The sequence below is a fragment of the Allobosea sp. FG18 genome, from assembly GCF_057809495.1.
This window is the reverse complement of sequence record NZ_JBMDKB010000004.1, coordinates 266,652-290,533: the sequence shown is the minus strand read 5'-3', so window position 1 is coordinate 290,533 and position 23,882 is coordinate 266,652. Positions and strand designations below refer to the sequence as shown.

Here is a 23,882-nt window from a genome sequence, read left to right as displayed (position 1 = left end):
AGAAATGAAACCCAGGACTCTCCCTCAGACCGGAGGAAAAAAGGGTCTCAGGTCAGTCGAGCGGAACTATCCAGGCAGGGCGCGGACCGCTGCCCCGATGCAGATGATCAACATCATCGCCGGCACAGCCCAGCGCAGATGCCAGCGCAAATCGGCGGCCTGATCGCGCCAGCGGAAATTGGGGTGAGCAATCGCGACCGACAGCGCGATCTCGAACATCAGCACCGTGACGAGGTAGAGGTATCCGAGCGAAATCATCTCGGCGACGGGGGTATTGAGGGAGATCGAGCCGGGAAACGAGGATTCGAAGGTGAAGCTGATCGCGGCCAGGGCGAGCAGCGACGAGAAGATCAGGCCTCCCTTGTCCTGCTCCTTCAAACCCGGAGACCACAGCACGAACAGCGAGACCGCGAGTACCGCGATGATGGGAACGAAGATGCGCAGGTGATAGCGCTCGGCATAGCGTGCGATCGTCACGGTCGCGTTGAGGCGCGAATAGGAGCGCGCATTCCAACCGATCGCGAGATCGTTGGTGAAGCGCAGGCCGACCGGCCGCCAGTCGACGACCGAGAGCGCATCCTCGACACCGGAGAAGGGGCGGTCGGCTTCCGTCGTCAGGACGATCGCCTCCTGTTGGGCGTAACGCGGAAGCGAGAGCCCGATCGTCAGGTTCTGCCGATCGAAGGGAAAGGCGTCCATGTTCATCCGAAAGCGGAAATCGCTTTCGAAGCGCTCGATCAACACCACCTCGCCATCGGCATGCACGGAAAGGGCGACGATGCGGGCGTCCTTGTCACCGATCTGGTTGTCGAGCGCGAGGCCGGGCGACCAGATGGTCTTGAGATGATCGTCGGCCTCCTCGCCGACCCGATCCTCACGGGCAAGGCCGCGCGCGACAGCGTCGAAGGCAAGGCGCGGGTCCTGCCAGCGCTGCGTCAATTCGAGGTGCAACCGCCCCTGCCCGGAGACTTCCTTGACCTCGAGGATATTGAGCACGCGCAGCGCGACATGCACCCGTACGGGCAGGCCGGAGGCCTCCGGCAGCGTAGTCTTGCCGCTGCCCGTTCTGTCCTCGCCCCATGCGCCTTGAGCCAGGCCGAGGAGGATCGGGAGGACGAAAAGCAGGCGGCCGATCATGCAACGGCCCGCCGCGGGCGCGACAATACGAGAAAGCCGACAAAGGCGAGAATCCCGCCGCAAAGCGCGATGACCCATAGCTCGGTGTTCAGGCGGCCCCAGTCGGACCGGGTCTCTTCCTTGAGCATCAGGACGGTGCCGACCAGCTTGCCCGAGAAGTCGACCAACGGCTGGCTCATGAAGGCGTAGCTGCGTTCGCCGATCTGCCTGCGGCCGAACTCGATATCCCGTTGCGGCTGGGTTCCCCGGGCACGCAGCAGGTCCAGGAAAAGCTGGTCGTCGGTCGATGCCATGATGCTGAGGCCGCTGGCCGCAGGCAATTTCGGATCGAGCGCGACGCCGGTGAGGGAGGCGGCAGCCACGATCGCGATCTCGCTGTTCGTCGCCGTCTTGACGAGCTCGATCAGCGGCCGAAGGTCGAGCCCGACCTCCATCGTCCCGAAGAATTCAGCACCACGCTGGACCAGCGCGACGCCGCGGATGCCGATGCCGGCGATGCCGATCTCGATTCCGGTCTGGGCGCGCCGCAACCGGTTGGCTGCGACGATCATGGCCCGGAACGCGGATATGTCGTCACCATGCTGATCAGGGCGATGCATGCGCAGCAGGTAACGCAGCTCCTTGTCGTGAAAGCCGAAAATCTGCACGTTCGCCTGCCGGCTGAGATACTGGTAGGCGTCCCGGGACAGGGCTTGCAGCCGCGTGCGGTCTTCAGCGGCGAGCGCGTCGCGAACCTCGGCATTGCGCGCGAAGGATTCGGCGAGCGAGAGCGAGAACCTGGCGGCCTGATCGAAGCTCGAACCGAGCAAGGTCCCGACCAGCCGCATCTGCTCCTCGCGGCTGCGGGATGCGACCTGCTCGACGCTGCGATGCTGGTGCCACAGCATCGCCCCAAGAATGCAGGCGAGGAGGAGAGCGGGCAGGCCGGCACCCAGCAGGCGTCGTCCGAAGGGGGGAAGCATGGGCATCTCCGGTCGGCCTACCAGCGGGTCATCGCCTGGAAGGAGAAGCGGTGGGTCGTGGCGCCCAGGCGCAGGTCGCCGTCGTAGGAGCCGGCCACCTCGATCTGCGGGGTGACGAAGCCCGACAGGTTTGCACCAATCACCGCTCCGTCCCGCGCCGCGCCCGGGCTTCGCGTCACGACGCTCGCACCCAGCAGGCTCGCCTGCAGAACCGCGACGTTGTCGGCGAATTCGTGGGACCAGTAGGCCTTGAGGTCGAGGCGCAGCTTCGCGTCGCCCGCCAGGGAGGTCGACAGCCGGGCGCCAGCCAGGGACCGCGCGGAAGTCTGGTTCTGACCGTGAAGGGTGAGCGCGAAAGCCCCGGCCTGCGTCTCGGTCAGGCCATCCTGCCGGGAGTGGTACAGGCTGATCCCGGCTTCGGGCGAGAGATCGAGGCCGGCCAGGGTGGCGAGGCGATATCCGGCGACGGCATTCCCGAAGAAGCCGTAGCTGTCGGCCTCGCCATGCGCGGTCCGCTGAGCATTACCGAGTTGGATCGTCCTGCGAATATCCGTTCTGCCATAGCTGGCGCCGATCGAGCCGCGCAGGGTCAAGGCACCGAAATCGGCGCGGCCATAGGTCGCCAGGCTGTAATGGTCGAGCGCGACGCGGCCAGCGGCATCGGCCTTCGGATCTTCGTTCGAGCGGGTGTATCCCAGGGCGGCGCCGATCCTTCCGGCCCCGAAGGCGGCGGTTTCCGCGCCGATCACGGCACCGGCGAGCCCGAAGCTCGAGCCCGTCCCGTTGGCATCGCCTCCCGTGCGGCCGAAACCGTAGAGAGCTTGCCCCCAGAGCGTGCCGTCCCTGACCGAATGTACCCGCCCGGGTTCAGCCGGAGTGCTGCCAAGGCTGGCATAGCTCGTTGCTCCCAGTCCGGTGAGCCGGTCGTAGCGGGAGGACCAGCCGGCCGTCAGGCGCTGGTCGAGGGCTGCGCTGACCGTCCGCTGGGCGTTCATCATCGCCATGCGGGCATCGGCATAGCTCTGCCCCGACAGCGAGCTCAGCGCACCGGGAAGCGCGCCTGACCCAGCTGTGTAGAGCGCATCGAATACCTCCTGCCGAGCGGCATCCGGGCGCGTCCCTGCGGCCGGCCGCACGGAATCGAGTGCCCTTGCGACCGATGAAGCATTGCCGTTCAGGCCCGCGAGGGCGGCATAGGAGCCGGGCGTCACGACCAGCGACAGCCCGGTGGCGCCATAGAGTGCGTCGAAGCGGGTGTTTGCAGGCAAGCCATCGGCCGGCTGATCCAGCCCGCTGAAACTGCCGCTCAGGCCGCCCTCGGCCACCAGCACCCGGAAGGCGTTGCCGGACACAGGGATGAAACTGTTGCTGGCATCGCCGGCAATGCCACGCAGCACGGGAGCGATCCGTCCATCCACGGTGACATGTCCCGACGCGGTCTGTGCGACGAGACGCGAATAGTTGCCCGCACCGTTGCCTGTGCCGGTCCCGTCGATGTCGAGCACGAAGCGGTTCGTGCCGCCGAAATTCACCGGGCCCTTGACGAACAGCGTCCCCGGGGAGTTGCCGGGCATCACCGTGCCGGCGCTGAACAGGCCGGCCTCGATCGAGCCGGTGCCGCGCAAGGTGCCCTGCTGGCCGACGGAAACCGCGGAGGTAACGGAGCCGTTGAGAGCCAGCGTTCCACCGATGACGGCGGTGCCGCCGGCATAGGTGTTGCGGCCGCTCAGTTCGAGCCGGCCGAGGCCTCGCTTGACCAGCCCGCCCGCGCCGGTGATGTCGTTGCCGAAGGTCGCCGAATAGCCCTTGGTGTCGACGTCGAAGGTCTGAACGAACTGGCCGGGGCCGCGCACCGCCTTGCCGACATTGAGCAAGCCCCAGCCATAGATCTCGGGCGAGCCCAGATCGGTCGCCGTGGTGAGGATGGACTGGACCACTTGCGGCGCGGTCATGAAGGGAAATGCTTCGCGGACGAGGGCGGCTGCCCCTGCCACATGCGGAGCGGCCATCGAGGTTCCGCTGGACAGATTATACGGCTCGGTCGGAGAGCTGCCATTGGCCGCGGTCACGGTCGAGAGGATACCGACACCGGGCGCCGCAAGGCACCAGGCGGCCGCGATGCCGCAATAGTTGCTGAACGACGCGATCCTGCGATCGCGATCCACTGCGACGACGGCAATCGTGTAGGGCTGGAGATCCGAATAATCGAGGCCGCTCGCGTTGATCTGGTTGTCATCGCCGTCGAGGAAGACATAGAGGTTCTTGTCGGCGTTCTCCGGCCGGATCGCGGGGTAGAAGGCGGCTCCCGTCGGATTGCGCGCGATCACCGGCTGGTCCTCGCGCTCGTTGCCAGCGGCAAAGACCATGACCATGTCCGAGGCGCCGGCCTGTCGTATCGCCGAGACTTCGGCTGAGGTGCCGTCGATATGGTAGGGTTGGATCGGGACGACGGTGTAGTCGGGGTTGGGGCTGCCGTCCGGCAGGGTAGGCGAGGGATAGGACGGGCCGTAGCTGCCGTTCAGAACCTTCGCGCCCTTCTCGCTCGCGTAGCGGATGGCGGCTGCAATGTCTCCGCCGCCCGGGACGATCGCGCGCAAGGCCAGGATCTCGGCATTGTAGGCGACACCGTGCATGCCATTGCCGTCTCTCGCGGCGGCGATCGTCCCGGCCACATGGGTCCCGTGAGACGTCCTGTCCCGGTCGAGGATGTCGGTCGGGTCGGGCAGGTCGAAGCCGAAATTGCGCGATAGCGGCGAGAGCCTGCCGTCAAATTCGGAATGTGTGAGTTCGATGCCGCTGTCGGCGACCGCCACCAGCACGCCCTTGCCACTGAGCCCAAGCGCATAGGCGTCGGCGGCGTTGATCTGCGCCAGACCATAACTGGCGTTATATTCGGGCGTCACGAAATACGCGGGCGCCGGTGCCATGGCGGCACGCGGGAGATTGCGGGCGGGACGGCCGAAGAATGCGTCCGGCAGCGAGGGCAGGTCCGAGGCCGAAACGACAACCGGCATGAGAGCGGCAAGAAGCGATGCCGCGGTCGCGCTGAGGAAGGCGGAGCGAAGAAGGGCGCGGCGCGTGGCGATGATCGGCATAGGCAAGGCTCGTCAACGTCGTCCAGCAGGCGTGGACTGGTTGATCGGCGCGTAACATGGAATGAAAACCGGAGAGACGACGGAGAGGCGACGCTGCGTCCCAATCATCCGGGGCGGCGTGTCAGCATTCTGCGATCGGCCTCTTTACGTTATCGCAGCTCTCTCTCGTTTAAAAAGCGTCGCCGATGCCTGGTAACGGGCGGTGCTCGAGAAGGGGGCAGGCTGGGCGATGGGCAGGGATGGCGATCAGGCGCGCCAGCTTTTCGGGAGCTGGCGTGAGACCATTGCGCCGATCTTCGACGTCCGGCCGCTCGCGGGCGACTGGGACGCCGGTTTCCATGCCGAACTCGATCGGCACCACCTGAGCACGGCACTGGTTGGGCAGGTGGCGACGAGCGCCCAGCATTATGAACGCTCGGAAAGCCTCATCGGTGCGGTCGGCGTCGATCACCTGCTGATCCAGAGGTACGAGGCTGGTTATACGACGCTCGATCTGGATGGCGAAGAAGTCCATGCCGGCCCGGGCGACGTCCTGGTTTTCGACCTGTCCCGCCCGGTTCGCTCGCATGCCACCGACATGCGGGCGGTCAACCTGGTGTTGCCGCGCAGCCTGCTTGCGCTCGACGCCGGCAGTCTGGACCGCGTGCATGGCACCGTTCTGTCCGGGGCAAGCCCGCTCGGCTCGCTGGCGGGCGACCATCTGCGCAGCCTGCTGAAGGCAGCACCCACGCTCGAGCCGGCGGCGGCCCCCGATATCGCCAAGGCCAGCGCGCAACTGCTTTCGGCCTGCCTGTCGCCAGCGCTGATGCGCGAAAGCGAGGCCCCGGCAACGCTGACGGCGAGCGTGGCGATGATCTGCCGCTTCATCGATCGGCGGATCGGCGATCCCGCTCTGGATGCCAGAATGCTCTGCAGTGCATTCGGCCTGTCGCGCTCGGCGCTCTACCGCCTCTTCGCTCCGATCGGCGGCGTCTCCGATTATATTCGCCAGCGCCGGCTGGCGCGCGCCCGCCTGGCACTCAATACGTCGACGCGTGGAAGGGGCGGCATCGGGAAGATCGCGCGTCAGTTCGGGTTTTCGAGCGACGATGCCTTCTCGCGCGCCTTCAAGGCTCAGTTCGGCATCGCGCCGCGCGACGTCGCGCATCTGCGCCTGTCACCGTCGCTCGAAGCGGGCGATGGCAGCCTGGCGAACTGGCTCCGGCACCTGACCTGACTGTCGACTTTCGGCTGAAGCCCCAGAGACGGCATTGTCGCAGCCGAGATGTGACTCACGAGAACCATGGGCCAGCTCTCGGCTACTGTCGGATGACCTGCGTCATCGAACACTGAAACGGAATGCGCTCGGGCCGTTCGCGTGGAAGGCTGCTGCGCCCGAATTGGCGCTATGGTTTGGCGACGGCCCGGAATGCAGCCGCCAACTTCCTGATCGCGATCTCGATCTCCATGGGCGTATAGGCGGCAAAGCCCATCAGGAAACCGGCTGCAGCATCGCTTCGATCATGAAGCGCTGACAATCCCAGGAGCTCGACGCCGGAACGCCGCGCAGCGTCGATGGCGCTGCGTTCGGATAGACCATCTCTCAGCAAGCAGGGCATCTGCAGCCCGCCGACGGGAATGCGCGGCTCGATAAAGTCCGACAGGTACGTTTCGACAAGGCCGACAAGCGTATCGAGTCGCTGCGCATAGATACTGCGCATGGTGCGGATATGGGCGCCGAAATGTCCGCCTTCGATGAACCGCGCCAAAGTGAGTTGAGCCATCGGGGCGGAATGCCCATCGAGGAGAGTGCGCGCGACGGTCATCGGCTCCACCAGCTGCGGCGGCAATACGGCATAGCCGATCCGCAAGCCTGGAAAGAGAGATTTGGTGAAGGTGCCGATATAGATCGTCCGGTCATGTCGATCGAGCCCCTGCACGCAGGCCATCGGCTTCCCGGCATAGTGGAATTCGCTGTCGTAATCGTCTTCGATGATCCAGGCTTGATGCCGCCTCGCCCACTCGATCAAGGCCAGGCGCCGATCCAGTGCCAGTGTCGCGCCGGTCGGGAACTGATGGGACGGCGTCAACGAAACGGCTTTCGCCTTGCGTGGTTCGGCCAGAATCTGCTCGACGGCGATTCCCTGCAGGTCCACCGGGATCGGGACGCATTCCAGCCCGGCTGCGTCGAACCCTTTGCGTGCGCCGTAATAGGCTGGGTCCTCGATGAAGATCCGGTCGCCGGGATCGAGTAACAGGCTGGCGCACAGCATCATGGCTTGCTGTGAACTGGTGAGGATTAGCACCCGGTCTGCTGTCGCGCGCGCGCCGCGTTCGAGATTCACGTAGTCGGCGATGACGCGGCGCAGCGCTTCGATTCCTTGCGGGTCGCCATGTGCCAGGGCTTGGATGCCGACTTCCCGGCGCACCTGCCGTTCCAGCCTCTCCCAGAGCGGAAGCGGAAAGGCCCGGGTTTCCGGAACCCCGGGCGCAAAGGGCTGAGGCGACAGCATCTCGCGCACCCCGCCGCTGCTGAACATGGCGTTTCCGCGCTTGCTGAGGTTGGGGGCCTGGTGGCGCAGCAACGCTTCCCGTCGAACGGCCCGATGGCCGGTCGTGAATTCCGAGATCTGCGCCACGAAACTGCCGCTGCCGACACGGCGCTCGATGAAGCCTTCGGCATGAAGCCGGCCATAGGCCGCTTCGACGGTATCCCGCGACACACCCAGCGACGTGGCAAGGGCACGCGAGGCCGGCAAGGGCTTTCCTGGCCCAAGCGCCCCGTCGACGATCAACTGCCGGATGGCGCGCTGGATTCGTTCGTGAAGGGGCATGGCCGCATGAGCGGGATGAGCGATCCACGCCTTCGCGGATTCCAATTGGGAATGCCTGAACAAATGGTCTGAACCTCTTGAGCGAAATGGCGGGTCATACCGGGCCATTCACTGGCTATGTGTCAACCCGGCTCGCCGTCGCGTGCTCCCCGAGCTCCAGGAGGTCTTTTCAGGATCATGTCGCCTCGCACTGCAACGTCTTCCATTCGCTTGAGTGACCTGCCGCACCCGGTCGTCGCCGGCCTGATCTCCGTCATTGTCAACTATGGCGGCACCTTCATCCTGGTCTTCCAAGCTGCGAAGGTCGCAGGGTTGAGCCCCGAGCTGACGGCGTCCTGGGTCTGGTCGGTCTCGATCGGCGTGGGGCTGACGGGTCTCTTTCTGAGCTGGCGCTACCGTGAGCCGATCATCACCGCCTGGTCGACGCCGGCGGCGGCTTTCCTCGTCGCCGCGCTCGGCACCACGCCTTACGCCGAGGCCGTCGGCGCCTACATGATCTCGGCCGCGGCCTTCGTGGTGCTGGGGCTGTCGGGCTGTTTCGAGAAGGTTATCCGGTTGATCCCACCGGGCATCGCTTCCGGTCTGCTGGCCGGCATCCTGCTGCAGTTCGGCATCGGCGCGTTCGGCGGCGCGAGCATCGATCCGATGCTCGTCGGCTTGCTGGTCGGCGCCTATGTGGTGCTGAAGCGCTTCTCGGCGCGCTATGCCGTGGTCGGCATCCTGATCATCGGACTGGGCTTCCTGCTCGTGCAGGGACGGGTCGATCTTTCGGGGCTGAAGCCGGCCTTTGCAATGCCTGTCTTCACGATGCCGGCTTTCTCGCTGAATGCGCTCCTGTCGATCGCCCTGCCGCTTTTCCTGATCACGTTGAGCGGCCAGTACATGCCCGGGATGCTCGTGCTGCGAAATGACGGCTTCAAGACCAGCGCCAACCCGATCGTCACCGTGACCGGCCTCGGCTCGCTCATCATGGCGCCTTTCGGGTCGCATGCCTTCAATATCGCGGCGATCACCGCCGCGATCGCCACCGGGCGAGAGGCTCACGCCGACCCGTCGAAGCGCTGGATCGCGGGCATCGCCGCCGGCTGCTTCTATGTGCTCGTGGGGATATTCGGTGTCACGCTGGCCGCCGTCTTCATGGCTTTCCCGGCGACCTTCATCACCACGCTGGCCGGCCTGGCGCTGCTCGGCACGATCGGAGGCAGCCTCGCGGGAGCGATGGCCGATCCGGTGTCCCGCGAAGCCGCGCTCATCACGTTCCTGGCCTCGGCCGCGAACATCAAGCTGCTCGGGATCGGCGGGGCATTCTGGGGGTTGGTCATCGGGCTCGTCGCCCATCTCGTTCTGAATGGGGGCTTGCCGCGCAGCAGGCCGGCCGTCAGCGGGGCCGCTGCAAAGTGACGGCAAAGCTGCGCGCTTCCCGTTTCGTTTTGGAGCCCCTGACGGCCCCGATTTCGAGCGGGGCGCGCGAACTCTCGCCCATCGAGCGCCGCACGGCGCAGTTTCGAGAGCGCGCGCACCGATCGGATTGCGCTCTCCCAGGCGGGTCGATTGCGCCGGAATCAGGCCAAATCCTTGCGATAGACGATGAAGCCGGACCGCAAGGCGACATCGTCATAGAGCCTGCGCGCGGTCGCGTTGGTTTCATGCGTGTGCCAATAGACGCGCCCGGCCCCGGCATGGCCCGCATGCTCGTAGACGCCAGCGATCAACATCCGGCCGACGCCCTTGCCCCTTGCGACCTCCCGCGTGAACAGGTCCTGCAGATAGCAGGTCGGCCCGATCATCGTGGTGCTGCGATGGAAGATGTAGTGCGTGAGGCCGACGAGCTCGCCGGCACATTCCGCGACCAAACCGTGGACCGGCTCGTAGGCGTCGAAGAAGCGTGCCCAGGTGGTCTGCGTGATGTCGCCCGGCAGCGCAGTCTGGCCGGCTCGACCATAGAAGCGGTTATAGCCGTCCCACAGCGTCCGCCATTGCGCGAAATCGCGGCGCTCGACGGTTCTGATTGCAATATCCATCACGCAGCCCCCACCTGCCTGTTCCACGGTTCGCCGGCGATGAGCTTCGTGGCCAGCAGCTCCGCCGCAATCGCGAGGATGCGTTCGCCCTTTTCCACCGAAGCGCGACGGGCGTCGCCGCGAACGCCGCTGGGGCAGAAATCCTTGAAGGAGCTCCAGAGCAGCAGGGGATCGCTCAGCGGTGACGCATCGCCCTTGCTGTATCCGGGTTGAAAAGCTTCCCCCAACCGATCGACCCGAACCAGATCGGGGCGCGCGGCCATCATCATGGAGGTTTCGGCCTCACAGGCATGCTGCAGGATCAGCTGGTCTTCGAGGATCGCCTCCAGAGCGCTCTGCTGATTCGGCAACAGTGTGTAGGTCGTGCTCGCCACCGCCAGCCCTGTCTCCTGCGTCAAGGCATCCGTCAGCACATGCAGTGCCGAGATATTGCCGCCATGCCCGTTCACGAGCAGGAGCCTGCGGAAGCCGGCGACCCTGATCGACGTGACGATGTCGCGGAGCAAGGCGTGATAGGTCGCCATGGAGACGCTGAAGCTGCCGCCGAATGCGATGTGATGCTGGGCGAGCCCGATCCAGACCGTCGGGGCGATGAGGATCGGCCGATGCGGCGAGACGAGACGGGCCATGCGCTCCACGACAGCCTCGGTCAGGATGGTGTCGCAGCCGGTCGGCAAATGCGGGCCGTGCTGCTCGGTGGAGCTCAACGGCAACACCACGATGGCGTCGCGTCGCGCAAGGTCATTGAGATCTTCGGCCGTTCGCGCGGCCCAATGGAGATCGGATAGCATGGCAGCCTTTCGTCGGGATGACAGGCGCTGCGGTTCCGGTATTGCCGCGCGCCAGGGCTATTTCCATAGGGCCGAACTGACCCGGCGAGCTCAGCCAATTCAGGCAGCATGACCAAGCCACTTTCACCATCGCGATCGACGGCCGAGATCCTGCTCACGCTGCTGGAAACAGCTGCTCCGGCTGCCACCTTGGCGGCACGGTTGCAGCAGGCCGTGCGGCGCCTCGTGCTGGACGGACATGCCTCGGGTGGCGCGCGCCTGCCGTCGAGCCGGGCACTGGCAAGGCAAGCCCGCATTGCCCGCGAAACCGTCGATACCGCCTATCATCAGCTTGAGCTCGAAGGATTTGTCGTGCGGAGGCACGGCAGCGGCACCTTTGTCGCACCACGCGATGCCGTCCTCGCCGGCTCCGATCGCCGAGCGTGCGCATCGAGCCGCGGGATTGCGGGACTGTCCGAGCGCGGACTATCCCTGACCGCCGGCGGAGGTGTCATTGATCGTGGAAGGCCAGTGCCTTTCACCTTGCTTCCGGATGTCGAAGCCTTTCCGCTGCAAATCTGGCAGCGCATTGCGGCGCGCGCCGCCCGTGGGCGCTCGCGCGCGGAGCTGCTCTATGCCGAGGCGCAAGGGTATCTGCCGCTACGCGAGGAGATCGCGCACTACCTGGCGGCCTCCCGCGGGATCGCCGCTAGCCCCGGGCAGATTCTCGTCCTCAGCAGTTCCCAGCAGGCCCTCGGCCTGATCGCCAAACTCGTCGCCTCGGCCGGCGATCAGATCGCCATCGAAGATCCCGGCTACCACGGTGCACAGATGGCGTTCCGGGGCGCCGGCACCACGCTGCTACCCATATCCGTCGATCAGGATGGGCTTGTGGTCGAACGCCTCGTTAAAGCGGAAGGACAGGTCCGCGCCGTCTACGTCACGCCGTCGAACCAGTATCCGCTTGGCGTCACCATGTCGCTCGACAGGCGGTTGGCGCTACTCGATTGGTCGGAGAGGAGCGGTTCCTGGATCATCGAAGACGATTACGACAGCGAATTCCGTTACGATGGCAGGCCTATCGCCGCGCTGCAGAGCCTGAATGCCGGCGGGAACGTCCTCTATGTCGGCACCATGACCAAGGTGCTGTTTCCGGGGCTGCGCATTGCTTACCTCGTCGTGCCCGAGCCTCTGGTCTCAGCCTTCGTCGCCGGGCGCTCGCTGATCGACGGCTCCGCCGCCAAGTTCAATCAGGTGGTGCTGGCCGAATTCATGCGCGAGGGGCATTTTGCCGCCCATACCCGGCGGATGCGGCAGATATACCAGGCGCGCCGCGATCTCTTTATCGCGGCCTTTGAGCGGCATCTGGGCGACTTCGCCACGTGCAACGTGCCGCGGGCGGGCCTCCACGTCACTGCGCGGTTGAAGAGCCCATATGACGAGGCAGAAACGCTTGCCGTCGCGGATCATGCGGGCCTCGCCCTGCGCGGCCTTGACCGGCTGACACTCGGTCCCAGTTCGGCGCGAGGCTGGCTGATGGGCTTCGCCTCGCGACCACCACAAGACATGGAGAATGCATTGCGGCATCTCGCGAGCGCTCTGCGGGAGGGATCCGACGCCCCCGCCGATCTGAACGTCCGGAACTGACGCGATCTTCGCCGTTCGAGATCGCCGGTCGCTGTGAGATTCCTGGTCCGCTTTCCGGCGCCCCTTAGAGCATTTTCCGATCAGGTTGCATCATATCCTGCCGCAGCGAAGTAGTTGCGACATTCTTCTGGCTCGAAGATGCCGATAAGCGTCCCGATGGCGTTCCAGAGGCCATCGACGGTTCGTTCGGCGGCTTTTCGGAGCAGGGCCTTGAGCTTGGAGAAAGCCATCTCGATCGGATTGAAGTCTGGGCTGTAGGGCGGCAGGTGGCGGAGTTCGGCGCCGATGGCCTCGGTCAGCTCGCGCACTTTCGGGCCTTTGTGGCTGGAGAGATTGTCCATCACGACAACGTCGCCGGAGCGCAGCTCGGGCACGAGCACTTTGGCGACATAGGTCTCGAAGGCATCGCGATTGATCGGCCCGTCCAGCACCCAGGGCGCGATGAAGCCGCGAAGGGTCAACGCCCCGACAAAGGTCGTCGTTTTCCAGTGACCATGCGGTGTCGCCATCCGCAGGCGCTCGCCACGCGGAGAACGGCCGTAGCGGTGGGCCATGTTGGTCGAGGTCCAGGTCTCGTCGATGAAACCGCTCACCAGCCTGGCGATGCGTCAGACCCTCCGCGACAGCCGCCAGAACTCGAACCCGAAGATCGACCGACAAAGCTTTCGACATGCATGCCAGCCTCCATCCGGCACACAGTCTGAATCAGCTCAAACCTGATTTGGGAATCCCAATCCGATCCAATCAGATCGAAATCGGCTCTAGTCGACGCTGGCCGGGATCGACGACACCTGCGACGTCCAAGCGTTCATGGGGCCTGGGACATGCCGCGCCAGGTCCCGCGTGATGGGGAGCTGGCTCGCCGCGCGACAGGCGCACGGCGAGCACCGCCAGACCGACGAGTCGGGAAGCGCGCGAAAAGCGGAGACAAGCTGGTCTCCAAGCAGTTCCTCCCCGAGCAAGGTGTCGAAGGCACGGATGCCGTTGCTCTCGCGGTGTTCGATCCACCAGGAGGTCACATCGCGAACGCTCTAGCTGTAGAAGATGCCGCCATCCACATTGAGAGCCTGTCCGGTCACGAAGGCCGCGTCGTCCGAGGCGAAGAAGGCGACCGGCCCGACCACGTCTTCCGGATTGCCGAGCCGGTGCAGGTCGGTGACCTTCTCGAAATAGGCGACGCGCTCGGGATCGCGCAGGTTGTTCATCCCCATCTCGGTCTGGATGATGCCGGGGCAGACGGCATTCACGGTGATGCCGTGCTGGCCGAGCTCCATAGACGAGACGCGGGTGAAACCGACCACCGCTGATTTCGATGCGGCGTAATGGGACTGGCCCGGCCCGCCGGTGCGCGCGGCCAGCGAGGCGATGTTGACGATGCGGCCGTAGCGCCGCTCGCGCATATGCGGGATCAGCGCCTGCGTCATCTGGAACACGCCGCGCGCATTGACGGCGAAGGTGGTGTCCCAGATCTCGGGCGTCAGCTCCTCGATCGAAGCGAGCTTCAGGATGCCGGCATTGTTGACGAGGGCATCGACATGGCCGAGCCCGCGCACGGCCTCGTCGGCCGAGCGGCGGCAATCCTCGGGGTTGCTGACATCGGCCATGATGGTGACGCAGCGCCGGCCCCTCTCGGCAATCTCGCCCGCGACCGCTGCGAGAGCGGCCTGCTGCGGGCCGATATCGGTGAGCGCGAGATCATAGCCGCGCTCGGCAAGTCCAAGGGCGATGGCCCGGCCGATGCCGCGGCTGGCGCCCGTGACGATGGCGTGTCTGGTCATGTCGGTTCTCGCTTCGGATGGGAAAGAGGTCACAGGGTCCAGCGCTCTCAGGCGGCCTTGCGGACCGGCAGGCTGTTCATCGCCCGCACGGTCTCGTCGAAGGAAACGAGGTTGGCGCCGGAACCCAGGCCGGTGGCGACGAGCGCCGCCGTCGCCGTCGCGAGCCTGGCGCATTCGGTCAGTTCCCAGCCGCGGACGAGCCCGGCGATGAAGCCGCCGGAATAGGCATCGCCGCAGCCGGTCGTGTCGCGCACCGGGACTTCGAAGGCCGGCATCGTGAAGTGCCGGCCATCCCGCGTCATCACGAAGGAACCTTCGCCGCCGAGCGAGATCGCGCAGGCGCCCGCGCCCCGCTCGATGAAGAAGCGGGCGCAGGCGGCCGGATCATGCGTCCCGACCATCACGGCCGTCTCGTCGATGCTCGGCATGAAGAAGTCGACCTCGGGCAGGAGCGGCTCCAGCAGCGCCAGGGTCTCCGGGCGGGCCGAGATCAGGTCGAGGGTCGTCGTGCGGCCAGCCTTGCGCGCATCGGCGAGCAGCGCCCGCGAAGGCTCGCCATCCATCGCCAGCAGCGAGCCGACGCCGCCGAGATGGACGATGCGTCCCTCGCAGGCGCGGGCCTGCGCGGCGGCCGAGATGCGCCAGCGGGCGGAGGCGCCGCGGGCGTGAAGCGCCGGGCGCGACCCGTCCGGCCGGATCGGCAGGATCGTGGCCGAGGTCGGGCTGCCGGCCATGCGCTCCATCATCGAGACGTCGATGCCGTCGCGCCGCAACGCATCGAGCACCCAATCGGCCTTCTCGTCCGCGCCGACGGCGCCGACCGCGAGCGCCTTCAGGCCGAGCCGCGCGCAGGGAACGACGGTTCCGCCCGCCGTGCCCGCGACGGTGAGGCGGATTTCGTCGATCAGGTAGCGCGTCCCGCCGGGCGGAATATCGCTCACCGGCACGCCGAGGATATCGAGGATGTAGGAGCCGCAGACGCTGACATCATGGGTGGGCGACATGGCAGGTTTCTCGGACGATGGAAGCGGGAGGAGGGGGGCGCAGACCGGCGCGACGACGTCGCGTCAGCCCGCGGCGGCCGGTGAGGGAGCGTGCGGCTTCCGCTCGCGCAGGCCGTACTGGCCCCAGCGCTTGAGGATGCTGTCGATCTCCTCGTCCGGCAGCAGCGGCGGCGTGCCGATCTGGAGGCAGCCGTGATACTGCCGCGCCAGGGTCTCGACCTCGACCGCGAGCCAAAGCGCCTTGCGCAGGCTGACCCCGGTCGCGATCAGGCCGTGATGGGCGAGCAGGCAGGCGCGCCGGTCGGCCAGCGCCTCCAGCGCGAGCCGCGAAAGCTCGGCCGTGCCGTACTGGGCATAGGGCGCGCAGGGGATGTCGTTTCCGCCGGCGGCGGCGATCATGTAGTGGATCGCGGGGATGCTGCGATGCATGATCGCCAGGGTCGTGCAGTAGGTCGGGTGGGCGTGGACCACCGCGTTTGCCTCCGGCTTCGCCTTGAGGATGTCGAGGTGGAAACGCCACTCCGTGGAGGGGACGTTGCCCTCCCGCGCCGTCCAGCCGCCGTCCCAGTCCATGAAGACGATGTCATCGGGCGTCATCTGGTCATAGGCCAGCCCGGACGGCGTCAGCAGGATCCCGTCATCGACGCGAACGCTGATATTGCCCGACGTGCCCTGGTTGATGCCCGCGGCGGTCATCTCGCGGCAGGCCATGACGATGGATTGCCGCAACTCGCGGTCGTCCCGGCTGGTCATTGCATCGTGTTCCCTATGTCAGAACAGCATTCCATGACTGCGGCGAGACGCGCCTCGTCTGTGCCGAGGCGCGCGCCGGACCTTCCGATCAGCGGCTGACGTCGATGACCACGCGGCCGCGGATCCTGCCGGCGACGATCTCTTCCGCCAGCGCCGGCAGGGCCGACATCGGCTCGACGCGGGCGATGCGGCCGAGCTGCGCCTTGTCGAGATGCGCGGCCAGCGTCTTCCAGGCGCGCTCGCGCTTGCCGGCCGGTGCCATCACGCTGTCGATGCCGAGCAGGCTGACGCTCCGCAGGATATGCGGCGCGACGGTCGCCGGAAGATCCATGCCGCCCGCAAGCCCGCAGGCCGCGACCGCCCCGCCATAGGCCGTCTGCGCCAGCACATTGGCCAGGGTGGTCGAGCCGACGGAATCGACCGCGCCGCCCCAGCGCTCCTTCTGCAGCGCGCCGCCCTTCTCCGCGAGAGCGGCCCGGTCGACGAAGCCGGTGGCGCCGAGCTCCGACAGATAGGCATGGGTTTCCGGCCTGCCGGTCGCCGCGGTGACCGTGTAGCCCTTGCGGGCGAGCAGGCTGATCGCGGTCGAGCCGACCCCGCCGGCAGCGCCCGTCACCAGCACCTCGCGCCCGCCGGGTGCGATCGCGCCCCAGTCCTCGAGCGCATCGACGCAGAGCGCCGCCGTATAGCCGGCGGTCCCGATGCCCATGGCCTCCTCGAAGCTGAAGGCGTCGGGCAGCCGCGTCAGCCATTGCGGCTTCAGCTTCTGGAAGCGCGCATAGCCGCCCCATTCCGTCTCGGACAGGCCCCAGCCATTGACCAGGACCTTGTCGCCCGGCTTCCAGTCGGGCGAGCGGCTTTCGACCACCGTTCCGGCGAGGTCGATCCCCGCCACCATCGGCAGCCGTCGCGCGATCCGGCCCTTGCCGCTGATCGCCAGGCCGTCCTTGTAATTCAGCGTCGAGAAGGAGATTTCCACGAGCACGTCGTGGTCGGGCAGGTCCGCCACTGTGAGATCGCGGAACTCCGCGCGCGGGCGCCCGTCGTGATCGACGATCATCATGGCCCGGAAACTATCGTTCATGGTTCGACCCTGTCGCTGTTGCGATGATTTCGTTTCGCGGATGCGCCGGCTCGCGGCACATCGGCTGTTCTCACTGCCCCGGCAGATGGCCGAGCGCCGCGCTGATCGAGCGCGCTGCCTCTCGGACGTCTTCCGAAAACTGCTTCAATTCCTTGCGCTTCAGCCGCGAGTCCGGGCCCGAGATGCCGATCGCGCCGGCAACCTCGCCGGCCCGGCCGAGGACCGCGCAGGCGCAGGCGGCGATCCCGTCGCGCCACTCTCCTTGCAGGACCATGGCGTAGCCCTGCTGCCGGATCTGCCGGATATCGGCCATGAGCTCCTCGGGTGTCACCCGCGTCGTTGCGGTGAAGCGCTTGAAGAGCGGCCGGAAACGATCGAGCGCCTCATCGGGTTCGTGTGCCAGCATGGCCTTGCCGGTCGCCATCGCGAAGGCCGGCGCGCGCATGCCGACGCTGGTATGGGCCCTGATCTGATGCTTGCTCTCGATCTTGTCGACATAGACCACGTCGGTGTCGTCGAGCACCGAGAGGTGGACCGTCTCCCCGGTGGCCTGGGCCAGGCGTTCCATCGCCGGGCGGGCGATCGAGACCAGGTCCAGGCGCCGGACGACGTTGTTTCCGAGCTCCCATATCTTCAGCGTCAGCTCATAGGTGCTGTTCGGCGGCGTCTGCCGGACGAAGCCCTGGGCCTGCAGGGTCGCCAGCAGGCGGTGCACGTTGCTCTTCGTGAATGCGAGCTCCTTCGCGAGATCGGTGATCCCGCGAGGCTTGTTGCTGCGCGCCAGAACCTCGAGGAGCCGTAGCCCCTTCGTGAACGCCTTGTCCATCGTGTAAACCCGGTCTCCTGAACCTGGTTATCTCTATGCCCGGCCGCGCTCCGCGGGAAGACGGCCGCCTTGGCGGCGGCCGTTTCCGGGGGGCGGCTACTTCGCCAGCAGCGCGTTGAGCTTTTCCTGCCCGTGCTCCTCATTGGTCGAACGGCCGTCCGGCGAGGGCGCGCCCCAGTAGTCCGGGCTCCATTCGATCGCCTGGGCGAGGTTCTTCGGGTTGTTCGCCCAATAGATGCTGACCTTCGGATCGGCCGCGTCGAAGACCACGGAAGAGGGCAGCGCGACCGGGAAGTTGGAGGTGAGCGCGGCCGCTCGCTTGGGGTCGAGCCGCCAGGACAGGACCTTCAGCGCATTCTCGTAGTTCGGCGCGCCCTTCGGGATCGAGAAGAAGTCGTAATAGACGAAGCCCTGGTTCCAGGTGATCGCGACCGGCGCGCCCTCGAGCGCGAATTTGCTCATCGAGCCGGTATAGGCCATGCACATGTCGGCCTCGCCATCGAGCAGGAGCTGCGGCGGCTGTGCGGCGGTGGTCCACCACTTGGTCACATGGGGCTTGATCTCGGCGAGCTTCTTCAACGCCCGGTCCATGTCGATCGGATAGAGCTTGTCCTTCGCCACGCCGTCCGCCATCAGCGCGGCCTCGAAGGTGAAGCGGGACCAGGCCGGCATGCAGCGCCGCCCCGGGAATTTCTTCACGTCCCAGAAATCGGCCCAGCTCTGAGGCTCGCTGCCGGCCTTGTACTTGTCCTTGTTCCAGGCGAGGCCGACGCCGATGACCTGAAGCGCGACGCCCTTGGGCCGCTTGAGATTGTCCGGCATCACCGCGAGCGTCTTCTGCGCGGGCTCGGACAGCTTCTTGTAGTCGATGTCCGCCAGGCAGCAATCGCCGAGGATCTTGGTCTCCTGGTCGAAGATGAAGGCGAGGTCCCAGGCTGCCTTCCCGGCTTCGGCCTGAGCCTTCAGCCGCGGGCCGCTTCGCGCCTCCTGGACGGTCACCACCTTGATGCCCGTCTCCTTCTCGAACGGTCCGTACATGATCTTGCGCAGGGCTTCGCCATAGGCGCCGCCCGGGTCCTGCACGATCACCTCCTTGCTCTGGGCCGATGCGCCCTGAGCCAGGCCGAGCGGCAGCGCCATCGCCGCCAGGGCGGGGAGCATCCGCCAGAACTTCATACGTTGCACCATGTCTTTCCTCCCTCTTCTTTTGTTGAGTGCGTATCAGGCGCCGGCGCGGGTTCGCGCCAGCACCGGGCCCGCGAGCGCGAGCCCGATCACGACCAGCAGGACCTCGAGCGAGGAGACCACCGCCAGGACCGGGTTGAGCTGGTAGTTGATGTCGGCCCAGAGCATCAGCGGCAGCGTCTTGAGCTGTGCGCTCGACAGGAACAGCGACAGCACCAACTCGTCGAACGAGTGCAGAAAGGCGAAGAAGGTCGCGGCCGCCAGACCGGGCGCGATCGCCGGCAGCGTCACCGTGCGGAAGACGGTGAGCGGGGACGCGCCATGCAGGGCGGCCGCCTGTTCGAGGCGCCTGTCGACGCTCTGGAGCGCGGCCGAGACGATGATCACGACGAGCGGAATGCCGCCGATCGCATGCGCTGAGGCCAGGCCCCAGATCGACCCCACCAGATCGAAGCGCAGGAACAGGCTGTAGAGCGAAAGGCCGAGTACCACCGGCGGCACGATCACCGGGCTGACGAGCAGCAGCATGATGATCGACTTGCCACGGATCTCACTGCGTACGATCCCCATCGCGGCGGAGGCGCCGAGCACCACCGAGATCCCGGCCGACGCGGCGGCGATCACTGCGGAATGCCAGAAGGCGTCCATCCAGTTCGGGTCGGAGAAGAATTTCTCGTACCAGCGCAGCGAGAAGCCCGGCGGCGGGAAGGTGAGGAAGGAGGCGCTGCTGAACGAGATCACCATCACCACGAGAATCGGCAGGATCAGCGTGGCGATCACCGCCCCGGCCAGAATGAAGACGGTCCAGCTTCCCCAGGCGGGGCTGAGCCGGCTCAGCAGCCGCAGGATGGGCCAGCCGATCCGGTCGGCGATGCCGCTGAGGAGGCTCCGCCGCGGGGCGCCCTCGCTCGCGCGAGCGGCCGCTGCATGCGCTGCCCCGCCTTCTGCTTTGCTGCCGCCCCAGATGAACTCGAAGCCGAGGAAATGGCCGGCGACGCCGACGAAGAGCAGGGTGATGACCAGGAGCACGACGGCGAGCGCCTGGAGGAAGCCTTCGCTGTTGATGAAGTCGGCCTGCTGCACGATGTGCATGGCGAACATCTGGTCGCCCGGCCCGCCGAGCAGGGTCGGCGTGATGAAGAAGCCGAGCGCGGCCACGAAGACGAGCAGAAAGCCCGCCCCCATTCCCGGCAGGGTGAGCGGCAGGAGGATGCGCCAGAAGGTGGCGATCGGCCCGGCGCCGGAAGCCTGCGCGGCGCGCGGCAGCGCCGCATCGAGGCGCGACACGCTGGAATAGATGCTGAGCACCATGATCGGCAGCAGTACCGCTGTCATGCCGAGCAGGACCGTGCCGCGGTTGAACAGAAGCTGGGCAGGCTCGCTCAGAACGCCCAGCCCGGTCAGCAGCTTGTTCACCGGGCCGTTGCGGCCGAGCAGGACCATCCAGGCATAGGTGCGGATCAGGATCGCGATAAAATAGGGCAGGATCACCGCCGCCGTGATCAGGATCTGGGTGATGCCGGAGGTGCGCCGGATGAGAAGCGCGGTGGGATAGCCGAGCAGCAGGCACAGGGTCGCGACGGTCAGGGATATCTGCATCGTCCGGACGAGCGAATCCCAGTAGAGCGGCACCGAGAACACGCGTTCGAAGAAGACCGACCATGTCGGCCCGCTGACGCTGAGGCGGAAGAGGTCGATGACCGGCAGCAGATAGATGAAGCCGAGGAAGAGCCCCGCCGGCAGCAGGAGCAGCGCCGGGTTGGAGAGTCTGCCGAGGAGGCTCCTGCGCCTGTCTCCGGCGAAGGTGGTTGCGGCGACGCTCACGCGAGCACCCAGCAATCAGCCGCGCCCCAGCTCACATGGAGCCGTTCTCCGGCCGCGGGCAAGCTCCGCCCGGCCGCATCCATGCAGCGGATCAGCAGCGTCTCTCCACTGTCGGCCCGCGCCTCGATCCGCAGGATCTCGCCGAGGAACAGCGCCGAGGTCACTGTGACCGGCATCGCGTGCGGCCCGGGGCCGTCGGCGATGGCGATCCGTTCCGGCCGCACGAGCACCGTCGCGCGCCCGACCTCGATGCCGTGCCCCGCGTCGGCCTCGAAGACGTAGCCGGCACGGTTGCGCAGCGCCATCGTCGCGCCGCGGCGCTGGACGATCTCGGCCTCGATCAGGTTGCTCTCGCCGACGAAGGAGGCGACGAAGCGGTTCTGCGGATGCCGGTAGATGTCGACCGGCGTGCCGATCTGCACGATCCGCCCGGCATCCATCACGGCGATGCGGTCGCTCATCGTCAGTGCCTCGCCCTGATCATGGGTGACGAACAGGATGGTGCTGCCGATCGCGCGATGCAGCTCGCGGATCTCGATCTGGATGGATTCCCTGAGCCGCCGGTCGAGCGCGCTGAGCGGCTCGTCCATGAGGACGATCCGCGGGCGCCGGACGATGGCGCGGGCGATGGCGACACGCTGCTGCTGGCCGCCGGACATCTGCGAGGGCGTCTTCTGCGCATGCTCGGAAAGCCGCATGATCTCGAGCGTCTCGGCGACGCGGCGTTCCGCGGTGGTGCGGTCGACGCCGGCCATGCGCAGCGGGAACGCCACGTTCTGCGCCACCGTCATGGTCGGAAAGAGCGCATAGCTCTGGAAGACCATGCCGAAGCCGCGCTTATGCGTCGGGACATGATCGATCGGCGCGCCGTCGACATGCATCTCCCCGCTGTCGAGCTTCTGGAAGCCGGCGATGAGGTTGAGCAGCGTCGTCTTCCCGCTCCCCGAGGGGCCGAGCAGGGTGATGAACTCACCCGGCTGGATGTCGAGGGAGATGCAGTCGGCTGCGCGGAAATCGCCGTAGGTCTTGACCACGTTGCGCAGGACGATGCCCGCGCCGATCGAGCTCTGCGCCCGGGCCGCCCCCGACATCCCGGCACCCGCCGACGGCTCGGCGAGAGACGCCAGTTCAGTCGCCATCACGTTTCCTCCGGTGTTCTGAAATATAGAACGCTATTCTGTTTTCTTTCAATAATCAGCTTGATCGCGACGCTGTCAAGCTGTCTCATCAAGGTCGGGCGATGCTTGGGGGACGATCGGCGACGGCAGCGTCCAAGGCCGTATTGACAGCGCGGCGAGCAGGCCGTTACGCTATTTTCAGAATATCGTTCTATAATTCAGAACAATGCGGCGCCGCATCCAGATACCGGCTTCGCAGGCGGAACGGAGGAACGCGATGGACCTGCAGGGCATGGCGCGCCGTGTCGAGGCGGGGATGCAGCTGGCTTTGCCGGTCGACTATGCCGGGGTCTCGATGGCGATGACCCGGGCCCTGATCGAGCATGGCGCCGGCGATCTCGATCTCTTCTGCGTCCCCACCGGTGGCTTGCAGGTCGACCAGCTGGTCGGCGCCGGGCTCGTCCGCTCGGTCGAGACCAGCGCGGTCTCGCTCGGCGAGGCGGGTGGCGCACCCCGCTTCAACCAGGCGATTGCGCAAGGCCGGGTCGTGGTCAGGGACGCGACCTGTCCGGCGATCCATGCCGCGCTGATGGCCGCACAGAAGGGCAATCCCTTTCAGCCCCTGCGCGGCATCATCGGTAGCGACATCCTCCGCTTCCGGCCGGATTGGCGGGTGATCGACAATCCCTTCGCCGAAGACGGCGACCCGATCGTCCTGATCCCCGCCGCGCGGCCGGATATCGCGATCTTCCATGCGCCGATGGCGGACCGCCATGGCAATGTCTGGATCGGGCGGCGGCGCGAGCTCGCCGCGATGGCCTATGCTGCGGACCAGACGCTGGTGACGGTCGAGCGCATCGTCGAGGAGAACCTGCTCGGCAACGAGATGAGCGCCGCCGGAACCCTGCCGGCGCTCTATGTGACGGAGATCGCGGTCGCTCCCCGCGGGGCTTGGCCCTATGGCCTCTGGGGCGAGTACGCGACCGACACGGCCGAAATCCTGCGCTACGCCAAGGCCGCGCGCACGCCGGAGGGTTTCGCCGAATACATGGCCGCGGCGCCGGCCGGGCAGATGCAGGACGCCGCCCGATGACGGATATCCACCCCCGTGAGATTTTGATCACCACGATCGCGCGCCTGCTCGACGGCGTCCGCCATGTCGCGGTCGGCGCTTCCTCGCCGATCCCCGCCGCCGGCGCCATGCTGCTGCGCGCCTTGAAAAAGCGCGCCGGCGCGCCGCCGGTCAGGATCTCGATCCTCGGCTCCGTCGAGCATAATTTCTTCACGAACGGCTCGGCCGAACTGTTCGATTGTGCCGGGCAGGGGCGGATCGACGCCTTCTTCCTCGGCGGCGGCCAGATCGACGGGCACGGCAACATCAACCTCGTCGGTATCGGCGATTATCCGGCCTCGGCGCCGCGCTGGCCCGGCTCCTTCGGCTCGGCCTATCTCTATTTCGTCGTCCCCCGCGTCATCCTCTTCCGCGAGGAGCACAGCCCGCGCGTCTTCGTCGAGAAGGTCGATTTCACCAGCGCGCCCGGCGTCAGCGAACCCGGCATCTACCGGACGGGCGGGCCGATGGCGCTGCTGACCGGCAAGGCCCTGTTCAGCTTCGACAAGGCCCGCCCCGGCTTCACCCTGGAGAGCCTCCATCCCGGCCATGAGCTGGCGGAGGTCCGGGAGGCGACGGGCTTCAGGTTCGAACATGCCGACCGGCCGCCGCAGACCGAATTGCCAGACCGCGCGACGCTCGATCTCCTGCGCGGGCAGGTCATGGACGAGCTCGCCGAAACCTACCCCGAATTCGCAAGCCAGATGCGGCGCGAGATCCATGCGTGACGCCCGGATCCGCCCGAGACAGCCAG

The 23,882-nt window shown here is 66.6% G+C and carries 19 protein-coding genes and 1 pseudogene; 5 read left to right on the top strand and 15 right to left on the bottom strand.

Annotated elements, in window-relative coordinates:
* Window positions 1–66: 66 nt before the first annotated feature.
* From ACODTJ_RS07135 to ACODTJ_RS07125, 3 genes are read right to left on the bottom strand one after another with little or no spacing between them, the layout of a single operon-like run.
* A complete protein-coding gene (locus ACODTJ_RS07135; protein WP_454657279.1) occupies window positions 67–1,137 on the bottom strand; it encodes a ligand-gated ion channel in 1,071 nt (356 codons plus the stop codon).
* On the bottom strand, window positions 1,134–2,099 hold the full coding sequence (locus ACODTJ_RS07130) for a cache domain-containing protein (RefSeq protein WP_454657278.1): 966 nt from the start codon (window positions 2,097–2,099) through the stop codon (window positions 1,134–1,136). The genes ACODTJ_RS07135 and ACODTJ_RS07130 overlap by 4 nt, the downstream gene beginning before the upstream one ends.
* A gap of 17 nt (window positions 2,100–2,116) precedes the next feature.
* Complete coding sequence (locus ACODTJ_RS07125) at window positions 2,117–5,194, bottom strand: S8 family serine peptidase (RefSeq protein ID WP_454657277.1); 3,078 nt, start codon at window positions 5,192–5,194, stop codon at window positions 2,117–2,119.
* A 202-nt stretch (window positions 5,195–5,396) separates the two neighbouring features.
* Between ACODTJ_RS07125 and ACODTJ_RS07120 the strand changes: the two genes are divergently transcribed.
* Window positions 5,397–6,410: an AraC-like ligand-binding domain-containing protein gene (locus tag ACODTJ_RS07120; RefSeq protein WP_454657276.1), complete on the top strand. Its 1,014-nt coding sequence runs from the start codon at window positions 5,397–5,399 to the stop codon at window positions 6,408–6,410.
* 169 nt (window positions 6,411–6,579) lie between these two features.
* Here ACODTJ_RS07120 and pdxR (ACODTJ_RS07115) read toward each other — a convergent pair whose 3' ends face one another.
* On the bottom strand, window positions 6,580–8,070 hold the full coding sequence (pdxR, locus tag ACODTJ_RS07115; protein WP_454657275.1) for a MocR-like pyridoxine biosynthesis transcription factor PdxR: 1,491 nt from the start codon (window positions 8,068–8,070) through the stop codon (window positions 6,580–6,582).
* A gap of 114 nt (window positions 8,071–8,184) precedes the next feature.
* On the opposite strand from pdxR (ACODTJ_RS07115), the gene ACODTJ_RS07110 reads away from it, so the two are divergent.
* Window positions 8,185–9,408, top strand: coding sequence for a benzoate/H(+) symporter BenE family transporter (locus tag ACODTJ_RS07110; protein WP_454657274.1), 1,224 nt, complete (start codon window positions 8,185–8,187; stop codon window positions 9,406–9,408).
* A 161-nt stretch (window positions 9,409–9,569) separates the two neighbouring features.
* On the opposite strand, the gene ACODTJ_RS07105 is transcribed toward ACODTJ_RS07110, so the two are convergent.
* The gene (locus ACODTJ_RS07105; RefSeq protein ID WP_454657273.1) at window positions 9,570–10,028 is read right to left on the bottom strand and encodes a GNAT family N-acetyltransferase; all 459 of its coding nucleotides are present in this window, start codon (window positions 10,026–10,028) and stop codon (window positions 9,570–9,572) included.
* A complete protein-coding gene (locus ACODTJ_RS07100) occupies window positions 10,028–10,819 on the bottom strand; it encodes a creatininase family protein (protein WP_454657272.1) in 792 nt (263 codons plus the stop codon). Before ACODTJ_RS07100 ends, ACODTJ_RS07105 begins: the two co-directional genes overlap by 1 nt.
* Before the next feature lie 108 nt (window positions 10,820–10,927).
* Between ACODTJ_RS07100 and pdxR (ACODTJ_RS07095) the strand changes: the two genes are divergently transcribed.
* Complete coding sequence (gene pdxR, locus ACODTJ_RS07095) at window positions 10,928–12,445, top strand: MocR-like pyridoxine biosynthesis transcription factor PdxR (protein ID WP_454657271.1); 1,518 nt, start codon at window positions 10,928–10,930, stop codon at window positions 12,443–12,445.
* An 80-nt stretch (window positions 12,446–12,525) separates the two neighbouring features.
* Here pdxR (ACODTJ_RS07095) and ACODTJ_RS07090 read toward each other — a convergent pair.
* From ACODTJ_RS07090 to ACODTJ_RS07050, 9 genes and pseudogenes are all read right to left on the bottom strand, one after another.
* Window positions 12,526–13,029 (bottom strand): annotated as a pseudogene (locus tag ACODTJ_RS07090) (IS630 family transposase); the annotation flags it as partial.
* A 447-nt stretch (window positions 13,030–13,476) separates the two neighbouring features.
* The gene (locus ACODTJ_RS07085; RefSeq protein WP_454657270.1) at window positions 13,477–14,223 is read right to left on the bottom strand and encodes an SDR family NAD(P)-dependent oxidoreductase; all 747 of its coding nucleotides are present in this window, start codon (window positions 14,221–14,223) and stop codon (window positions 13,477–13,479) included.
* A gap of 47 nt (window positions 14,224–14,270) precedes the next feature.
* Window positions 14,271–15,227, bottom strand: coding sequence for a carbohydrate kinase family protein (locus ACODTJ_RS07080; protein ID WP_454657269.1), 957 nt, complete (start codon window positions 15,225–15,227; stop codon window positions 14,271–14,273).
* Window positions 15,228–15,290: 63 nt separating this feature from the next.
* Entirely contained in the window at window positions 15,291–15,980 is a 690-nt protein-coding gene (locus ACODTJ_RS07075; protein ID WP_454657268.1) for an L-fuculose-phosphate aldolase, read from the bottom strand.
* An 88-nt stretch (window positions 15,981–16,068) separates the two neighbouring features.
* Window positions 16,069–17,064, bottom strand: a complete 996-nt coding sequence (locus ACODTJ_RS07070; RefSeq protein WP_454657267.1) for an MDR family oxidoreductase — start codon at window positions 17,062–17,064, stop codon at window positions 16,069–16,071.
* Window positions 17,065–17,134: 70 nt separating this feature from the next.
* The gene (locus ACODTJ_RS07065) at window positions 17,135–17,890 is read right to left on the bottom strand and encodes an IclR family transcriptional regulator (RefSeq protein ID WP_454657266.1); all 756 of its coding nucleotides are present in this window, start codon (window positions 17,888–17,890) and stop codon (window positions 17,135–17,137) included.
* A gap of 96 nt (window positions 17,891–17,986) precedes the next feature.
* Window positions 17,987–19,078 (bottom strand): extracellular solute-binding protein, encoded by a 1,092-nt coding sequence (locus ACODTJ_RS07060; protein WP_454657265.1) that lies wholly within the window; start codon window positions 19,076–19,078, stop codon window positions 17,987–17,989.
* Between the two features lie 33 nt (window positions 19,079–19,111).
* Window positions 19,112–20,899 (bottom strand): ABC transporter permease subunit, encoded by a 1,788-nt coding sequence (locus ACODTJ_RS07055; RefSeq protein ID WP_454657264.1) that lies wholly within the window; start codon window positions 20,897–20,899, stop codon window positions 19,112–19,114.
* Window positions 20,896–21,990, bottom strand: coding sequence for an ABC transporter ATP-binding protein (locus ACODTJ_RS07050; RefSeq protein ID WP_454659004.1), 1,095 nt, complete (start codon window positions 21,988–21,990; stop codon window positions 20,896–20,898). Before ACODTJ_RS07050 ends, ACODTJ_RS07055 begins: the two co-directional genes overlap by 4 nt.
* A gap of 304 nt (window positions 21,991–22,294) precedes the next feature.
* On the opposite strand from ACODTJ_RS07050, the gene ACODTJ_RS07045 reads away from it, so the two are divergent.
* Complete coding sequence (locus tag ACODTJ_RS07045) at window positions 22,295–23,110, top strand: CoA transferase subunit A (RefSeq protein ID WP_454657263.1); 816 nt, start codon at window positions 22,295–22,297, stop codon at window positions 23,108–23,110.
* A complete protein-coding gene (locus ACODTJ_RS07040) occupies window positions 23,107–23,856 on the top strand; it encodes a CoA-transferase (RefSeq protein WP_454657262.1) in 750 nt (249 codons plus the stop codon). Before ACODTJ_RS07045 ends, ACODTJ_RS07040 begins: the two co-directional genes overlap by 4 nt.
* The last annotated feature ends 26 nt before the right edge of the window (window positions 23,857–23,882 follow it).